Source organism: Lysinibacillus agricola (assembly GCF_016638705.1).
GTDB classification, from domain to species: Bacteria; Bacillota; Bacilli; order Bacillales_A; family Planococcaceae; genus Lysinibacillus; species Lysinibacillus agricola.
Map to the genome: position 1 here is coordinate 1,165,577 of NZ_CP067341.1, position 17,045 is coordinate 1,182,621.

16 protein-coding genes are annotated in these 17,045 nt (G+C 38.1%); all 16 read left to right on the forward strand.

The genetic code is table 11. From position 1 onward, the window contains the following. The first annotated feature begins 15 nt into the window (after positions 1 to 15). The 16 genes from rpmF (at position 16) to FJQ98_RS05555 (ending at position 16,938) form a co-directional block, all read left to right on the forward strand. Positions 16 to 189: a 50S ribosomal protein L32 gene (gene rpmF / locus FJQ98_RS05480; RefSeq protein WP_010858320.1), complete on the forward strand. Its 174-nt coding sequence runs from the start codon at positions 16 to 18 to the stop codon at positions 187 to 189. A gap of 163 nt (positions 190 to 352) precedes the next feature. Next, positions 353 to 1,120 carry an enoyl-CoA hydratase/isomerase family protein gene (locus tag FJQ98_RS05485; RefSeq protein WP_053594653.1) on the forward strand — a complete coding sequence of 256 codons (768 nt, stop codon included), beginning with the start codon at positions 353 to 355 and terminating at the stop codon, positions 1,118 to 1,120. A gap of 110 nt (positions 1,121 to 1,230) precedes the next feature. Further along, positions 1,231 to 1,608, forward strand: coding sequence for a transcriptional regulator (locus FJQ98_RS05490; RefSeq protein ID WP_053594652.1), 378 nt, complete (start codon positions 1,231 to 1,233; stop codon positions 1,606 to 1,608). 345 nt (positions 1,609 to 1,953) lie between these two features. Beyond that, the gene (locus FJQ98_RS05495; protein ID WP_053594651.1) at positions 1,954 to 2,856 is read left to right on the forward strand and encodes a ketopantoate reductase family protein; all 903 of its coding nucleotides are present in this window, start codon (positions 1,954 to 1,956) and stop codon (positions 2,854 to 2,856) included. After that, on the forward strand, positions 2,853 to 3,248 hold the full coding sequence (locus tag FJQ98_RS05500) for a DUF3397 domain-containing protein (protein ID WP_053594650.1): 396 nt from the start codon (positions 2,853 to 2,855) through the stop codon (positions 3,246 to 3,248). Before FJQ98_RS05495 ends, FJQ98_RS05500 begins: the two co-directional genes overlap by 4 nt. 451 nt (positions 3,249 to 3,699) lie before the next feature. Beyond that, complete coding sequence (gene bshC, locus FJQ98_RS05505) at positions 3,700 to 5,316, forward strand: bacillithiol biosynthesis cysteine-adding enzyme BshC (RefSeq protein ID WP_053594649.1); 1,617 nt, start codon at positions 3,700 to 3,702, stop codon at positions 5,314 to 5,316. Positions 5,317 to 5,814: 498 nt separating this feature from the next. Further along, positions 5,815 to 6,246 (forward strand): division/cell wall cluster transcriptional repressor MraZ, encoded by a 432-nt coding sequence (gene mraZ, locus FJQ98_RS05510; protein ID WP_053594648.1) that lies wholly within the window; start codon positions 5,815 to 5,817, stop codon positions 6,244 to 6,246. 58 nt (positions 6,247 to 6,304) lie between these two features. Continuing rightward, complete coding sequence (rsmH, locus tag FJQ98_RS05515; protein WP_053594647.1) at positions 6,305 to 7,255, forward strand: 16S rRNA (cytosine(1402)-N(4))-methyltransferase RsmH; 951 nt, start codon at positions 6,305 to 6,307, stop codon at positions 7,253 to 7,255. Then, positions 7,256 to 7,621, forward strand: a complete 366-nt coding sequence (gene ftsL / locus FJQ98_RS05520) for a cell division protein FtsL (protein WP_053594646.1) — start codon at positions 7,256 to 7,258, stop codon at positions 7,619 to 7,621. It begins immediately after the preceding gene. Continuing rightward, positions 7,618 to 9,837, forward strand: coding sequence for a penicillin-binding protein (locus FJQ98_RS05525; protein WP_053594645.1), 2,220 nt, complete (start codon positions 7,618 to 7,620; stop codon positions 9,835 to 9,837). The genes ftsL and FJQ98_RS05525 overlap by 4 nt, the downstream gene beginning before the upstream one ends. A gap of 58 nt (positions 9,838 to 9,895) precedes the next feature. Further along, entirely contained in the window at positions 9,896 to 11,812 is a 1,917-nt protein-coding gene (locus FJQ98_RS05530; protein WP_053594644.1) for a stage V sporulation protein D, read from the forward strand. Between the two features lie 125 nt (positions 11,813 to 11,937). Continuing rightward, on the forward strand, positions 11,938 to 12,912 hold the full coding sequence (mraY, locus tag FJQ98_RS05535; protein WP_053594643.1) for a phospho-N-acetylmuramoyl-pentapeptide-transferase: 975 nt from the start codon (positions 11,938 to 11,940) through the stop codon (positions 12,910 to 12,912). Continuing rightward, the gene (murD, locus tag FJQ98_RS05540; RefSeq protein WP_053594642.1) at positions 12,909 to 14,258 is read left to right on the forward strand and encodes a UDP-N-acetylmuramoyl-L-alanine--D-glutamate ligase; all 1,350 of its coding nucleotides are present in this window, start codon (positions 12,909 to 12,911) and stop codon (positions 14,256 to 14,258) included. The genes mraY and murD overlap by 4 nt, the downstream gene beginning before the upstream one ends. A 40-nt stretch (positions 14,259 to 14,298) precedes the next feature. Then, positions 14,299 to 15,378, forward strand: a complete 1,080-nt coding sequence (gene ftsW / locus FJQ98_RS05545; RefSeq protein WP_053594641.1) for a putative lipid II flippase FtsW — start codon at positions 14,299 to 14,301, stop codon at positions 15,376 to 15,378. A 20-nt stretch (positions 15,379 to 15,398) separates the two neighbouring features. Then, positions 15,399 to 16,232 (forward strand): cell division protein FtsQ/DivIB, encoded by an 834-nt coding sequence (locus tag FJQ98_RS05550; RefSeq protein ID WP_053594640.1) that lies wholly within the window; start codon positions 15,399 to 15,401, stop codon positions 16,230 to 16,232. Further along, positions 16,210 to 16,938, forward strand: a complete 729-nt coding sequence (locus FJQ98_RS05555) for a DUF881 domain-containing protein (RefSeq protein ID WP_053594639.1) — start codon at positions 16,210 to 16,212, stop codon at positions 16,936 to 16,938. Before FJQ98_RS05550 ends, FJQ98_RS05555 begins: the two co-directional genes overlap by 23 nt. The last annotated feature ends 107 nt before the right edge of the window (positions 16,939 to 17,045 follow it).

The following is a 17,045-nucleotide window of genomic DNA, read 5'->3' on the forward strand; positions in this document are numbered from 1 at the left end:
AAGGAGGTGCCATCAATGGCTGTACCATTTAGAAGAACTTCTAAAACTGCAAAAAGAAAGCGTCGTACGCATTTCAAACTATCTGTACCTGGTATGGTAGCTTGCCCAAACTGTGGTGAAGCAAAATTATCACACCGTGTTTGCAAAGCTTGCGGACAATACAAAGGTAAAGAAGTAGTAAGCAAATAATACAGTGTTTGCTCACTTAAAAGGCTAGTAGAGAGACCATGGCTCTTTACTAGCCTTTTTGTTGGTTTGAAGAGACAGAATTTTTCGTTAATAACAAAAAGATATATAGTACTATAATAATTGTATGATACAATTTATCCAATGGGACAAAGGGGGAAATAGTGTGGCTTATGTAATTGATAACAAAGATGGTATCATGACGTTTACAATTAATCGAGAAGAGAAGAGGAACGCTGTCAATGATGAAGTTATGGATGGCCTTCGAGAAGTAATTACATATATTCAAAATCATGATGATGTACGTTTTTTAGTCGTGACAGGTGCAGGGGATAAATCATTTTGCTCAGGTGGCGATTTATCTGAATTCCATTCGCTTGAAACTGAGGATGAGGCGTTCGGGATGTTAAGTAAGATGGGCAAAATATTATACGACCTTGCAACATTACCTGTGCCAACGATTGCATTAATTAATGGAACAGCGGTTGGTGGAGGCTGTGAGATTGCAACAGCTTGCGATTTCCGTCTAGTGGCTAGTCACGCGAAGTGTGGTTTTATACAGGGGACATTAGCAATTACGAGCGGCTGGGGTGGCGGTACATACTTATTCGAACGAGGATTACGTCATGATCGCGCGATGAAGATGCTAGTCGATGCAAAGCCTTATCCAGCAGAATTACTATATGAGATTGGTTGGGCAATGCGCGTTTTTGAAGGCTCAAAAGAAGAGGCTTTGAATGATTTTATCGAACATATGCGTAAAATTCATCCTTCTGTGCATAAGGCTTATAAAGAAATTGAGCTTCGCAAGTGGCGTGAGCGTAATATGTATGAGCGTGTTATGGAGGAAGTTCGTACATGTGCAAAATTGTGGGAAAGTGAAGCTCACCATGAGGCAGTTACTAATTTTCTGACAAAGAAGAACAATAAATAATGTATAATGGCAGTGATTATAGCAAAACATAATCGCTGCCTTTTTTAATTCGATGATTCTATTTTGCTCGCACATGCATATAGTAGTAAAAAATGCGAGGGTGATAGATTATGGAATTGAAAAAAAGAAAAGATCAATGGACGAAGGAAGACGATGAAAGATTAGCAGAAATTGTGTTGCATAATGTGCAAAATGGCAAAACGCAGCTAGAAGCTTTTGAAATGGCTGCTGTTGAACTTGGTCGTACAAAACAAGCATGTGGTTTCCGTTGGAATAAAACATTACGTGGTCAATATAGTCAGTCACTACTAGCTGTGCGAAATCAACCGCAACAATCTATGCGAAGCCATTTGAAATTGGCGTTGACAAGTTTTGATGAATTAACAGAGGCCTATCAAAATCTTGAAATTAGGCACCGTGAGTTACAAAATGAGCATGAAAAACTAGTGAAATGGTTGCAGCAAGGATATTCTTTAATGAAAGATTAAAATGAGGAAGCCATTGAAAGTTAAAAGTTCTGTAAAGAAGTTACTTAGAAAAACTGTAAACTTAAACGAAAACATAATCCCACGCTAAGTGTTTATACAATTATTTATTAAACCCCCACTGATTAAAGTTTCACTTTATATATTATCGTAAACACTCAGCTAATCCTGTATAATAAAAGAACCTGCATAGGAGGTGCCTTAGAAAAAGTTCTAAGGCACCTCCTTCTATAGAGAGGGACAAAATGGATCACTTTAAGTATGCGATATATTTGTGATAAGACTGTTTAGAAGGGCGTTATTTCATTTTAGATCGCCCATTTGTAAATGTGGGAGGTGTGGAGTGTTGTGAATATAGCGGTTATTGGTGCTGGGGCTGTAGGTCAGTTAACGGCAAGTTTTTTAGCTGAGTCTGGTGTATCTGTAACGTTGGTTGCAAGAAGACTTGGACAAGTTAAAGAACTTAATGCAAAGAACTTAACACGAGTGAATGTTGATGGAACAAAAACTGTTCAAAAAGTTGCTTCAACTACGAAATTAGAGGAGCTACCACAGCAAGATTTAATTGTGATTGCGGTGAAATATGTACAATTACAAGAGCTTTATGAACAATTGTCTTCATTATCAAGTACAGTGCCGTTGCTGTTTATGCAAAATGGTTTAGCACATTTTGAGGAAGCACTACGTTTGCCACAAAAAAATATAGCCTTTTGTTCTGTGTCATTTGGTGCTCAAATGATAGATCAGTCAACTGTACAACATAGAGGTATAGGTCCTTGTAAAATCGCGATAGAGCGAGGGGATAGTGATGTATTTAATAAGTTGTTGCAACTAAGAAATTCTTTATATCCAATTGAATTGGTTGCTAATGCGGAACAAATGCTATTTGAGAAAGCTGTATTCAATTGCTTGATTAATCCGTTAACGGCTATATTGCAAGTGAAGAACGGAGAGCTAGTAACGAATAAGCAAGCATTTTTATTAATGCAAACCATCTATCAAGAGTTAACGGATGCATTTAAAGGCATAGAACAAACTATACCTTTTTTTAAGGTGATAAACTTATGTGAAAAAACGGCAAGTAATACATCATCTATGTTAGCGGATCGGATGCAAGGGAGAAAAAGTGAAATTGACACAATTGTTGGGGTAATACTAGAAAAAGCTCTAGCAAGTGGTCACAATTTGCCTACTTTACGTACTTTATATCACCAAGTACTTGCGATAGAGGAGAGCGGTGAAAGACGTTGAAAGATTTTTTACATATTGTTATAAGTATTATTATTTTTTGTCCAATCCTCCTTTTTGTGATTGTCTATTTAATTGGTCGAAAGGTTAAATTTCGAGGCACTCATGCTTTTGGAGCAGCATCGGACGTCACGACGTTATGTTTGTTTTTTTCGGTACCACTAGCAATAGGTGTACTATGGAACGTCAATGTTAGCGCGCTATTAGTAACGTTGGCGATAATGATGGCAATAATTTTTACATATATTGATTGGCGAACAAAAAAAGAAATTGAAGTGAAACCGCTGCTTAGGAAAATTTGGCGCTTTCAATTTTTAGTACTAAGTACGGCGTATATTGTTATTTGTATAGTAGGTGTTGTTCAATCCGTAATAGAATATTTACAGGCTGTCTAAGCATTTTCTTTTCATGTTGAAGCCATAAGCGTTAAAATAATAGCATTAAAAATTGTTTTTTTAGTAGTAACTCTATATGTGCAAAAAATATTAAATAAAATTGGTTCATTACCAAATAATGGGGATGGCATTTATTAAAACGTATGCCATGTATTCTAGTTGATTGAAGTGGGACGTCGGACGCCCTTAAGAAAGCGCCCGGTCGGAACGAAAATCAACCCCTGTTATGGAGATGAGCTATAAAATCCCAATTTACACAAGCGATTGTCAACGAATTGAGAGTCTAACGAAAATCTTATTACGGTTTTTCGAAATATTTGTTGGAAATTGTCGTTTTAAATAAACTTTCTAAGGGGAAATCGCATAGTAAGTATTAAAGGGATTTATTTTATTTCAAATGCGCTTATTAAGAGTAAGAGAATGATTTAGTGAGTAGAGGAGTTTGTGTTAAATGAAACTGGAGTCAATCCAAGTACCCATAAAAAATCGTTTGCTAGCAGATTATTGGTCGTCAAATACTGCCATCCATGAGTTTTTTGAATATGAATATAACGATACATCTTTTGAAAAACGGGCGCAATATTTAGAACAGCATGCGCATGATCAAAAGGAATTAACAGCCATCATCCGCCAATTTATGGAGCCACTTGGTATATCGAAGAAAGCGAATGAACATTTACAGCAACTAGAGCAAGGAGCTGTTACGGTTGTCGGGGGGCAACAAGCGGGTATCTTAACAGGCCCTCTTTACTCGGTGCATAAGGCGATTTCAGTCATTGCATTAGCGAAAGAGCAAAGTGTAAAGCTTCAGAGACCGGTTGTTCCTGTTTTTTGGATAGCTGGAGAGGATCATGATTTAGAGGAAATTAACCATACGTATACAGTACATGGTGCGGATATAAAAAAACGTGCTTACAGTGAACGTTCAAGACGTAAAACGATGGCTTCTGTAACAAGTTTAAACAAAGAATCAATGACGCATTTAATGAATACAATTGTGAAGGATATTGGTGAAACAGAATTCACTGAAATGCTTATTAAACAGCTAGTGGATACTCTTAATAAGAGTGAAACATTTACGGACTTCTTTGCTCGACTTATGAACCAATTATTTAAAGATGAAGGTTTATTGATGATTGATGCAGCTGACTTTAAATTCCGTCAATATGAGAGCGAAAGTTTTACCCGTATCATTCATTCTAATGAAGAAATTGCAAAAGTAGTAACGGAGAGGGAAGCAGAGCTTGAACGTGCAGGTTATGGTAAACCTATTTTGGCAACAAACGAAGCGGCCAATCTATTCTATGTAGTAGATGGGGAGCGTCATCTTTTAGAAAGAAAAAACCAACAATTTGTCAATCTAGCTGCAAATATCAAGCTATCTCATGAAGAGTTTTTAGAAATTGCTGAAAAACATCCTGAACAGTTAAGTAATAACGTTGTGACGCGTCCGTTAATGCAAGAAATGACATTACCCGTGCTAGCGTTTGTTGGTGGACCGGGAGAGCTTGCGTACTGGGCAACGTTGAAAGATGCATTCTCTGTGTTAGGTTTACAGATGCCAATTTTTGCTCCACGTCTTCATATCACGATTGTCACACGTCATGTAGAACAACTATTACGTGAACATCATTTAAATGTTGCTGATGTTTGGGATGGGAAAGCGTTACAGCTTAAGGAACAGTTTATTGCTGAAGTACAAGATACTGAAGTGAAGCGTCAAATTCAGACGATGCAACAAGAGCTTTTAGAAAAGTATGCTGCACTTCAAACTTATTTAGAAGAGCAACATCTATTACTAGATAAAATACTTGTGAAAAATAAAGAGAATCATCTAAAGCAATTTGAGTATTTACAGCAAAAGGTTGAACAAACTGTACTTAACAAGCATGAAACGACTATCCGAAAATTTATGACGCTTCAAAATGAGCTATATCCAAATGAAGGATTCCAGGAAAGAACTTATAATCCTTATCAATATTTTAATGAGTTTGGACCTATGTTAATTACTGAAATGTTGAAACAAAATTATAGCATTAGCAATCACCACTATTTAATTTATTTATAATTTTCAATGCTTGTTGATTAGGGAAATATAGGTTTATTATTGAGTGATAAAAGGATTTTTTTTGTTGCTATTTTGCTAATGTGTTCCCATTTTAACTGATTGTAGCGTAGGGCTACTCGAGTGCTCCTGTCGCTTCGCTTTCGTCGCAGAGCAAAGCTTCCTGCGGGAAAGCGAGGTCCCTGTAGCGGAAATCAGAGCCTTCTAATTATGATGGATAATAATGGTTAATCAATATGCCCAATAATTTCCAATGATTGTAACTTAATGCCTAAGTAACAGTTTGATACAATGTTATTTTGATGAACATTGTCAATATAAATAGTAAATAGAGAGTTATCCTACTAAGGGTAGCTCTTTTTTTGTGTCATTTAGCATAGAACCAATAATTTGTTAAAGGTCAAATCGCACATTCAGTGTTAAAATGTCAAGTTTTTTTTAAAAAAAGTGGAGGAAAGTGGTGGGATGTGGTACATTATTTAATAAAGTGGGGTGAATAGCATGTTCATGGGAGAATATCAACACTCTGTTGATGCGAAAGGACGATTAATCGTGCCCGCAAAATTTCGTGAAGCCTTAGGTGAAACGTTTGTTGTGACACGCGGACTTGATAATTGTTTATTTGGCTATCCTATGGATGAATGGCGAAAACTCGAAGAAAAATTAAAGGGCTTACCGATGACCAAAAAAGATACACGTGCATTTGCAAGGTTTTTCTTTTCTGGGGCAACGGAAGTAGAGATAGACAAGCAGGGGCGCATTAATATTCCTTCAACTCTAATGCAGCATGCACATCTTGCGAAAGAATGTGTAGTGTTAGGGGTTTCGAATCGGATTGAAATATGGGCGAAAGATGCTTGGGAGGCTTACTTTAGTGAGTCTGAACAATCCTTTAATGAAATTGCAGAAAATATGATTGGCTTTGATTTTTAACTTTTTTAGACACTTAAGTGTCAGCTGTATGAAGTTAAGGCCTGAAGGGAGCGAGTGTATGTTCGATCATACAACCGTGCTATTAAAAGAAACAGTTGATGGGTTGAACATCGATCCTGATGGTGTGTATGTGGACTGTACGTTAGGTGGGGCAGGACACAGTGAATATTTAGTACAACAATTATCTGAAAAAGGCCGTTTGATTTGCTTTGATCAAGATATGACTGCTATTAACAATGCGAAAATTCGATTGGCGCCATATATTGAGCGCGTGACATTTGTCCATTCAAATTTCCGCTATTTAAAAGAAGAGTTATTAGCTATTGGTATCGAGCAAGTTGATGGTATTTTATATGATTTAGGTGTTTCTTCCCCACAGCTAGATACACCAGAAAGAGGCTTTAGTTATCACCATGATGCGCCTCTAGATATGCGCATGGATCAAACGGCAACACTTACGGCATTTCACGTTGTGAATGAATGGGCATATGGAGATTTAGTGCGTATATTTTTCCGTTATGGAGAGGAAAAATTTTCAAAGCAAGTTGCTCGTAAAATCGAAGAGGCACGTAAGGTGGCGCCGATTGAAACAACCGGTCAACTTGTAGAGCTTATTAAAGAGGGTATCCCAGCAGCGGCTCGCCGTAAAGGTGGACATCCTGCGAAGCGCATATTCCAAGCAATACGAATTGCTGTTAACGATGAGCTAGGCGCGGCAGAGGATTCATTAGTCGATGCGATTGATATGATAAACGTAGGTGGACGCATTAGTGTCATTACGTTCCATTCATTGGAGGACCGCCTATGCAAGACTATTTTTAAGGAAGCGTCATCATTACCGGAATTACCACCAAATTTACCAGTAATTCCTGATTACATGAAGCCAACTTTAAAGCTTATCACGAGAAAGCCGATCGTTCCTACTGATGAAGAATTAGCTGTAAACAATCGTTCTCGTTCAGCAAAGCTTAGAGTGGTAGAGAAAATTAACGACAAAGGGCGTGAGTAAATGGCAGCAGTTCGTGTAAGGCAGCACCAACAACAAGTGCAACAACCAATAACACCTCCTAGTCCACAACCCACTATCATACGTCGTAAAAAAACGAACCAGAAGTTTGAAAAGACAATGCTAATTGTTCTCGTTGGCATTATTGCTGTATTATCAGTGCTAGTTTTAAATAAGCAAGCAGCAATTCAAACGACAAGCATGGACATTCAAAAAATCGAAGCTGAAGCAGAAGAGATTACCAAACAGAATGTTGACTTGACAGTTCGTGTAAGTGAACTTTCTACATACGAAAACATATGGAAAAAAGCTAAAGAACTCGGTTTAACTCAAAATGAGAAAAATGTAAAGGTAGTGCCGGGAGAATGAAAAAAAAGAGATTTCGATTCCAATGGGGAGCCTTTCTATTATTAATTTTTTATGGAGGGCTCTTTTTTCTATTGTTCACAAGAATGGTTACGTTACAGGCAACAGGTGAAGTGGAAGGACAAGAGCTTGCGGCTAGGGCAGCTGCGAAATATAGTAAGGAAAGTGCAATAACGGCAAATCGTGGGAAAATTTATGATACAAATGGTCAAGTCATTGCTGAGGACACACTTAGTTATCGATTAATCGCAATCGTTAATGACAAGGCCACGACGGATGCAAAAAAACCTCGACATGTTGTAGATGCAGAAAAAACTGCAAAAATATTAGCAGATAATATTCCTATGGACGAAGAAAAAATCTATAAACAGCTTACTAGGTTAAATAATGATGGCGAAAAGCCTTATCAAGTTGAATTTGGAAGTGCGGGCCGTGGAATAAGTCATGAGACTATGAGTAAAATCAAAGCGGAGAAATTACCAGGGGTTTTATTTGTAAATGATTTGAAACGTTATTATCCAAATGGTATTTTTGCCTCGCACTTAGTTGGCTTCGCATTAAAAGAGGAAAATAAAGATGGAACGTTCACGACTAAAGGTAAAATGGGCCTTGAATACACCTACAACAAAGAGCTAACTGGAAAAGACGGTAAGGTTGAATACGAAACAGATGCCTTCAGCTATCTATTGCCAAATAGTGAGAAAATGATAACACCTGCGAAGAATGGTGAAGATATTTATTTAACACTTGATAAAACGATACAAAGCTTTTTAGAGGAAGCAATGACACAGGTGGAACAGGAATACAACTCTGAATCGATGACAGCTGTTGTAGCAGATCCGAAAACAGGGAAAATTCTAGCGATGTCACAGCGACCTACGTTTAATCCTGATACACGTGAAGGCGACAATATGAAGTGGCTGAACGAGGCTATTGAAGAGACCATAGAACCAGGCTCGACGATGAAAACGTTCACGCTCGCTTCAGCTATTGATACTGGGGTTTGGGATCCAAATGAAAGATATCCGTCAGGAACATACCGGGTTTTTGGCGAGCCTATTAGAGACCATAATAATGGGATTGGTTGGGGTATGATTCCTTATTTAGAAGGCTTCCAACGTTCATCCAATACTTCAATGGCTCACCTTTTAAAGAAAATTGGTAACGATGTATTTTTTGATTATTTAGATCGATTTGGATTTGGTAAGAAAACAGGCATTGATTTACCGAATGAAGCGTCGGGTACACTTTTATCGAAATATCCAGTAGAACGAGTGACAACAACGTTCGGTCAAGGTTCTACAGTAACACCGATTCAGTTAATTCAAGCGATGACGGCGATTGCGAATGATGGAAAAATGATGCAACCTTACGTTATTGATCGAATTGTTGATTCCTCGACAGAAAAAACTATTCAAAATCATGAGCCGGTTGAAAAAGGACAACCAATTTCAGCTGACACAGCGAAGCAAGTAAAAGAAATACTTGCCTCTACTTTAACGGCCGAGTATGGTACGGCAGAGGACTTTATCCTTGATGAATATGAAGTTGCAGGGAAAACAGGTACTGCCCAAATCCCACTAGGAAATGGTAGATATTCATGGGGATCAAATGAATTCCTTTATTCTTTCTTAGGGATGGCCCCTGTAGATAACCCTCAGCTCATTATGTATGTCTCAGTAAAAAGGCCAAAGTTAAAGGGTGAACTCGGTTCTGTACCAGTTTCAAAAGTATTTAACCCAGTAATGTTAAATAGTTTAAAGTACTTAAACGTTAATCCTGAAGATGTACAGCACGTTGACAACGCAACAATACAAGATTACACAGGTCAAAGTGCTGAGGCTATTCAAGTAGAGCTTGCAAATGATGGCCTACAGCCAGTTATTGTAGGTGGTGGTGGTAAAATTATTGACCAGTATCCAAAAGGTCCTCAAAAACTTGTAAATGGTAATATTGTGTTTTTAAAGACAGAAGGTGATGTAACACTACCAAACTTCACCGATTGGTCATTGCGTAATGTACTAGTCTTTAAGTCAATGGCAAATTTAGAAATTGAAGTCGTTGGAGAGGGCTTTGTAGCTAGTCAGAGCGTATCGGCAGGTACCGTAATTTCAGATAGTTCACCGATTGTCGTGAAGTTGAAAACTCCTTCTGAAAGCTTTAATAAAGATGTTGAAGCACCATCCGAGGATGAAATTGAACAGATAGATAATGAATAGACACTGAATAGAAGTCCACTTTATTTCATACGTTGTAAAAAACAAGGTGTGATGTCGAATGAAGTGGATTTCTATCCATTCCAAAAAGCGATTGAGAATTTTATATGTATTGTTTATGTTTGTAGCAGCTGCCATTGTCATTAGAATTTTTTTCTTGCAGGTACTGGATCAAAAAGAATTGACAAAGAAAGCCGAAGAGAATTGGGACCGAGAAATTCCATTTGCCAATGAGCGAGGGCATATTACAGACCGTGATGGAAAAAATATTGTCACAAATAAGCTTGCGCCAACTTTATATTTTATGCCTTCTCAAAGTAAGGACATTGAAGGAGCAGCAGCAAAAATTGCCCAAGTTCTGGGGGTAGATGAACAAAAGCTTCTGGAAAAAATGAAGAAAAAAGAATACTTAGTAAAGCTGGCACCTGAAGGGAAAAATATTCCCTATGAAAAAGCAGTGGAATTACAGGGGATGCAGATTGACGGATTATATAGTGGCGTCGATTATTCAAGGGATTATCCATATGGTACTCTGCTATCCCGTTTTTTAGGTTTCACAGGCTATGATACACAAGGTTTAGCAGGAATTGAATATGAATACGAAAAGCTGCTACAGGCTAATTCTTCGGCAATACGGCTCTTTACAGATGCGAAAGGGAATAATTTGCAGAATGTAGCGAGCGCTTGGAAGTCCGGTGAAGATGGCGCAACGATCGAGCTAACGATAGATGTAGATGTACAACAGGTCGTCGAGCGTGAATTGTCACAGGCAATGGAGCGTTATGAAGCTGACCAAGCAATGGCGATTGCCATGAATCCAAACAATGGCGAGATTTTAGCATTAGCCTCATATCCTACCTTTCATCCAGCAGAATACCAAATGGTTGAACCTGTTATCTACAATCGGAATTTACCGGTTTGGATGACATATGAACCGGGGTCAACGTTCAAAATTATAACGCTCAGTGCAGCACTAGAAGAAAATTTAGTAGATTTAGAGAAGGATACTTTTTATGATCCAGGCTATTCGATGGTTGCAGGAGCTAGATTGCGCTGTTGGAAGCGTGACGGTCATGGACATGAGACCTTCCTAGAAGTTGTAGAGAACTCTTGTAACCCAGGTTTTATTGAATTAGGTCAGCGACTAGGAAATGAAAGACTACTACAATATGTTAAAGATTTTGGTTTTGGACAAAAAACAGGGTCTAACATCGCCGGCGAATCTTCAGGGATTTTATTTTCAAAGGAAGCCTTTGGGCCTGTTGAGCAGGCAACAACTTCATTTGGCCAGGGGGTATCCGTTACACCCATTCAACAAGTGCAAGCAGTAGCTGCAGCCGTAAATGGAGGCAAGCTTTATACGCCATATGTTGTGAAGAAGGTTTTTAATCCGAACACTGGGGAAGTTATAGAAGAGACTAAACCGGAAGTTAAAAATCAGGTTATTCGTGAGGAGACGTCAGCGAAGGTTCGAGGTGCATTGGAATCTGTTGTAGCGAAGGGATCAGGACGACAAGCCTACCGAGATGGATTACGTATTGGTGGCAAAACCGGTACAGCGCAAAAGGTAGAGGATGGTCGTTATAAAAGTGGCGAATATATCGTATCGTTTATTGGCTTCGCACCTGCGGATAATCCGCAAATTGTCGTTTATGTTGCAGTAGATAATCCGAAAAAGACAACGCAGTTTGGCGGTGTAGTAGCTGCTCCAATCGTTGGTCAAATTATAGAAGATGTAGCACCTTTTGTTGGCATTGAAAAATCGAAGGAACAGCTTGAAAAGGATTATCGTTGGGGTGACCCAATCACTGTGAAGGTACCAAGTTTTATTGGTCAAACGAAGGACGATATTGCCAAGCAACATTATCCATTCCGTATTGAATGGCATGGAGAAGGGACTAAAATTGGCAATCAGCTGCCTGAAGTGGATAGTGTTATCAAACAAGATGGCACCATTCATTTATATTTAGAGAACTAATATAACTTTACCTTTAAAAAATGGGAAAGAACCACTATTATTATGAAGGGTAGTAATAAATAAATGAAAGTTTGTGCTTTTTTCTTGAAGAAGAAAGTGAAACAAGATTTAAAGGAGATTTTTCAATGAAACTCGCAACAACGCTTACCATTTTAGCTCTTGCTTTTATAGTAACAGTTATCCTGGCACCAATTAGTATTCCACTTCTTCGCCGACTAAAGTTTGGTCAGAGCATTCGTGAAGAAGGACCAAAATCGCATATGAAAAAGGCTGGTACACCAACAATGGGCGGCATTATTTTCTTAATTGCCATTATCCTTACTACGGTTGGTGTAGGTAGCTTTTTAGATTTGTTTACAACACAAACCGTCGTACTGTTATTAGTATTAGTAGGGTTTGGGTTAATCGGCTTATTAGATGATAGCTTAAAGGTTGTTTTTAAACGTAATTTAGGACTAACATCCCTTCAAAAGCTGATTGGTCAAATTGTCATTGCGATCTTGGCCTATTTCTTACTACATGTAGGATCGTTTGATACAACACTTGCTATACCATTTACAGATTGGACGATCGATCTTGGTATTTTCTATGTTGCCTTTTTAATTTTCTGGTTAGTTGGCTTCTCAAATGCAGTGAATTTAACAGATGGATTAGATGGGCTTGTGGCAGGTACTGCATCCATTGCCTTTGCAGCATTTGGTGTTATAGCTCTATTCCAAGATCAAGCTGATATCGCCTTATTTACATTTGCGGTGACAGGTGCATTATTAGGATTTTTACTTTTTAATGCGAATCCTGCAAAGGTATTTATGGGAGATACGGGTTCGTTAGCATTAGGTGGAGCTTTAGCGATGGTATCTGTTTTAGTAAAAACAGAATTTTTATTGTTATTAATTGGACTGGTGTTTGTTATTGAAACATTATCCGTTATTTTACAGGTAGGTAGCTTTAAACTTCGTAAAAAACGTATTTTTAAAATGAGTCCTATTCATCATCATTTTGAATTATCAGGTTGGTCAGAATGGAAGGTAGTACTTGTCTTTTGGTCAACTGCTTTAGCAGTAGCATTGATTGCAGTCTTATCGGAGGCGTTCATATGAGAAACTATACAGATTTACAACATAAAAAAGTCCTTGTTTTAGGTTTAGCTAAAAGTGGTGTGGCTGCAGCTGAGATTTTACATGAGCTTGGCGCCTTTGTGACGGTCAATGATTCAAAACCATTTGACGAAAGCCCAGATGCACAAGGCCTATTGCAAAAAGGAATTACGGTTATTTGTGGGCGTCACCCTGAGGATTTACTCGATGAGGGCTTTGAATTAGTTGTAAAAAATCCAGGAATCCCCTATAGCAACAAGATAGTAGCAGATGCCATAAGCCGTGAAATCCCCGTATGGACAGAAATTGAGCTAGCTTATTTAATTAGTGAAGCGCCGTTTATTGGTATTACAGGGTCAAATGGTAAAACAACAACGACAACATTAATTTTTGACATGCTGAATAATGGTAGCCCAGAACCGTTAATTGCAGGAAATATTGGGACGGTTGCATGTGGTGTTGCAAGAGAAGCAACGAAGGATAATGTAATTGTTACGGAGTTATCTTCTTTCCAATTGATGGGGATAAAAACATTCAAGCCGAAAATCGCTATTTTAACAAATCTTTATGAAGCGCATCTTGATTATCATGGAACATTTGACAATTATGCAGAGGCGAAATGTGCTGTTACACGTAATCAAGATGAAAGTGATTATTTTATCTATAATGCTGATCAGCCGATTGTTGTTGATTATGCAACAAAATCCAATGCTAAAAAGGTACCATTTAGTTCTCAGGGACGTATGGATGAAGGAATTAGTGCGGATGACACAACAATTTACTGGCAAGGTGAGCCATATCTAGAGCGAGCAAATATCGCCTTGCCTGGGAAGCATAACTTAGAAAATATTTTAGCAGCTGTAGCGGCTTGCATTTTAGTTGGCTGTGACAAAGCCAAAATGGAAGAAGTCTTAACTAAGTTTGGAGGAGTTCGTCACCGTACTCAGTTCGTGCGCGAATGGAACGGACGCAAGATTTATAATGACTCTAAAGCGACAAACTGTTTAGCTACAAAAAGTGCTTTAGATGCATTCCAAGCACCTGTTATTTTACTTGCAGGTGGCTTAGATCGAGGACATTCATTAGAAGAATTACGCCCATGCATGAGCCATGTAAAAGGTGTTGTTGCCTTTGGAGAAACAGGTCTACGCTTTGTAGAATTTGCGAAGTCTTGTGGTGTACAGCAAACTGTCATTGCTCAAAATGTTGAGGATGCCGTACATTATGCGGCACCGATGTCGGCAGAAGGAGATGTGATTCTATTATCTCCAGCATGTGCAAGCTGGGATCAATATGACAGCTTTGAAATACGAGGTGACGTTTTTATTGATGCTGTAATGAAGCTGTAATGAGCCTGTAACTATTTTAGAATATACTTGACTTGGAAGGATGGCATTACTGAGAGGAAAAGAAAGCTATTTATTGCTCGTCACAACATTGATGCTTTCAATAATCGGCATAATTTTCGTCTATTCTGCAGGTACCTATTGGAGTGAAATTCATTATAGTGGAAAAATGCCGTTTTATATGAAGCAAAGTCTGTACTTTGCCGTAGCCATTGTAGTGTTTTTAATCACCATTCGATTAAATATTTTGAAAGAGCAGTCCTTTTGGAAAATGGCCTATATATTTTCGTTAATTTTATTGGTCCTTGTACTTATACCAGGAATTGGACTTGTACGAAATGGTTCTCAAAGTTGGATTGGGGTAGGTCCGTTAACAATTCAGCCAGCAGAGTTAACGAAAATTACAGTCATTGTGTACCTGAGTCATATTTTAGCGCAACATAAAACGGGTACGCCGATTGTAAATTGGCGGCATGGATTGGTCTTACTATTGCCCATTGTACTTATTATGCTGCAGCCTGATTTTGGTTCAGTATTTATTCTCGTTGTTTCTGTGTTTTTATTGTTTTTTGTGGCAGGGTATCCTTTAAAGCTTTATGCAATGCTTATGGTTGTAGGGATTGCCGGCTTAGTGGGCTTGATTGTCACAGCGCCATATCGACTAAAGCGGATTGAGGCATTTATTGACCCGTGGGTCGATCCTTTAGGAAGTGGCTTTCAGGCTGTACAATCGTTAATGGCTATAGGTCCTGCTGGGATTTTCGGGCATGGCTTTGGACAAAGCAGGCAAAAGTTTTTATATTTACCTGAACCACAAAATGACTTTATTTACGCAATAATTCTTGAAGAGATTGGATTGCTTGGTGGGCTCGTTATTTTAGCGCTTTTTGTACTGACGATCTATGCAGGCTATAAATTCGCAGTACAGGCTAAATCAAGAACATCTTATTACGCGATCATTGGGCTTGTAACGATGTTGGCCGTACAAGCATTTCTAAATATAGCTGTAGTGATTGGCTTAGTTCCGGTAACAGGTGTCACATTGCCCTTTATTAGTTATGGAGGAACATCTTTAGTAACAATGTGGCTAATAATAGGTATTATTTATCAATTAGCGAAATAAATATAAAGGAGGAGTACTTTTTGGAGAAAGTAATTGATATAGAAGATCGCATACCTACGCTAAAAAAGCGACGAAAAAAGCGTACAAATCGGAAATTTATAGTGCTAATATTACTTTTCTTTATAGTGTTAGCAGTACTCCTTTATTTTCAATCTCCTTACAGTAAAATCAACAAAATAACAGTCAACGGCGCTCAATTAGCAGATGAACAATATTATTTACAGGCCAGTAGTCTTACACCTGGAAAGTCAATGTGGGGATTTAAAGTAGAAGATGTGGAGAAATTATTACTAAAGGATAAATGGGTAAAAGAAGCACAGGTTAAACGTAATTGGATTCAAGGCGTGACAATAGAAATTAAAGAATGGAAAAAAGTTGCGTACTTAGCTGGTGACGGTACTTACTATCCATTGCTTGAAAATGGCAAGCGTTTTGAACATGCTGAGGATGACATCCCGATTGATGCACCTGTATTTATCGGTATAACTGGTGAAAAGACAATTAATAAGCTAGTTAAGCAATTAGCACAATTAAAGCCAGAAGTATTAGACTTAATTTCTCAAGTTAATACAAACAGTGATGAGACAAATCCTAATGCGGTCAAGCTCTTTATGAATGATGGTTATGAAGTACGTGCTGTTATTCAAACTTTAGCAGAAAAGCTAAATCATTACCCCTCAATTGTGGCACAAATTCCGAATGCAGAAAAGGGTGTCATCGATTTAGAGGTTGGCTCGTATTTTAAATCTTTCAATGCTGAGTACAACCAAGTAAACGTTGACTTAACAGAAAATGCAGATGGAGAAACGGCCATCCAGGAAGTGAATAAAGATGAGCAACAAGAAAAAGAATAGCAAAGGAAATTTCTTTTCTAGAAAACAATTTGAGTTGCTTATTGTTTGTGTGACTATGGGGTTTATCATTGGCTATTCTTACAACCAGGCAAAAGACAATCGAGATGCAAGTTCGACGGATACAGAGCTTTTTGAGCAAGAGGAATCATATCGTGAGGAGTTAATTGCACAGCAAGAACGTAATAAAGAACTGTCCGAAGAAGCGAATGCATTACAAGAAAAAATTCGCAAGCATGAAAAATCATTTGTTGCTAGTGAAAAGGATTATACAAAGCTTGTTGAAGAAGCAGAGGATTTACGCTTGTTGTTAGGTGATTTAAATGCAGAAGGAAAAGGGATACGTATAACCCTTCAAGATGGGGATTACAATCCGAAATCTGCTAATCCTAATGATTATATCGTGCATGAAAGCCATGTTTTTAAATTGCTCAATGAGCTTAAAATTTCTGGTGCTCAAGCAATTGCTATTAATGGTCAACGTGTTAGGGCAGATTCTTATATACGCTGTAATGGACCAGTCATTACTATTGATGGCAAGCAACATCCGGCTCCATTTGTCATCGAGGCTGTAGGAGATTCAGCAACATTAATGGCTTCCTTAAATTTAAATGGTGGTGTTGTGGATCAATTAATAAATGACAATATTATTGTGTCATTAGAAGAAGATGAAAAGCTTACAATGCCCAAAGTAAAAGTAGAAAGTTAAACTATATTTTAGTTATAGCCTCCAGGTAAGTTATAGATTTTAACATGCGTCTGCATAATTCAGATCTAAGGCGTAATCTGTGGGGTGTTACGATACGTCTAGGAGGG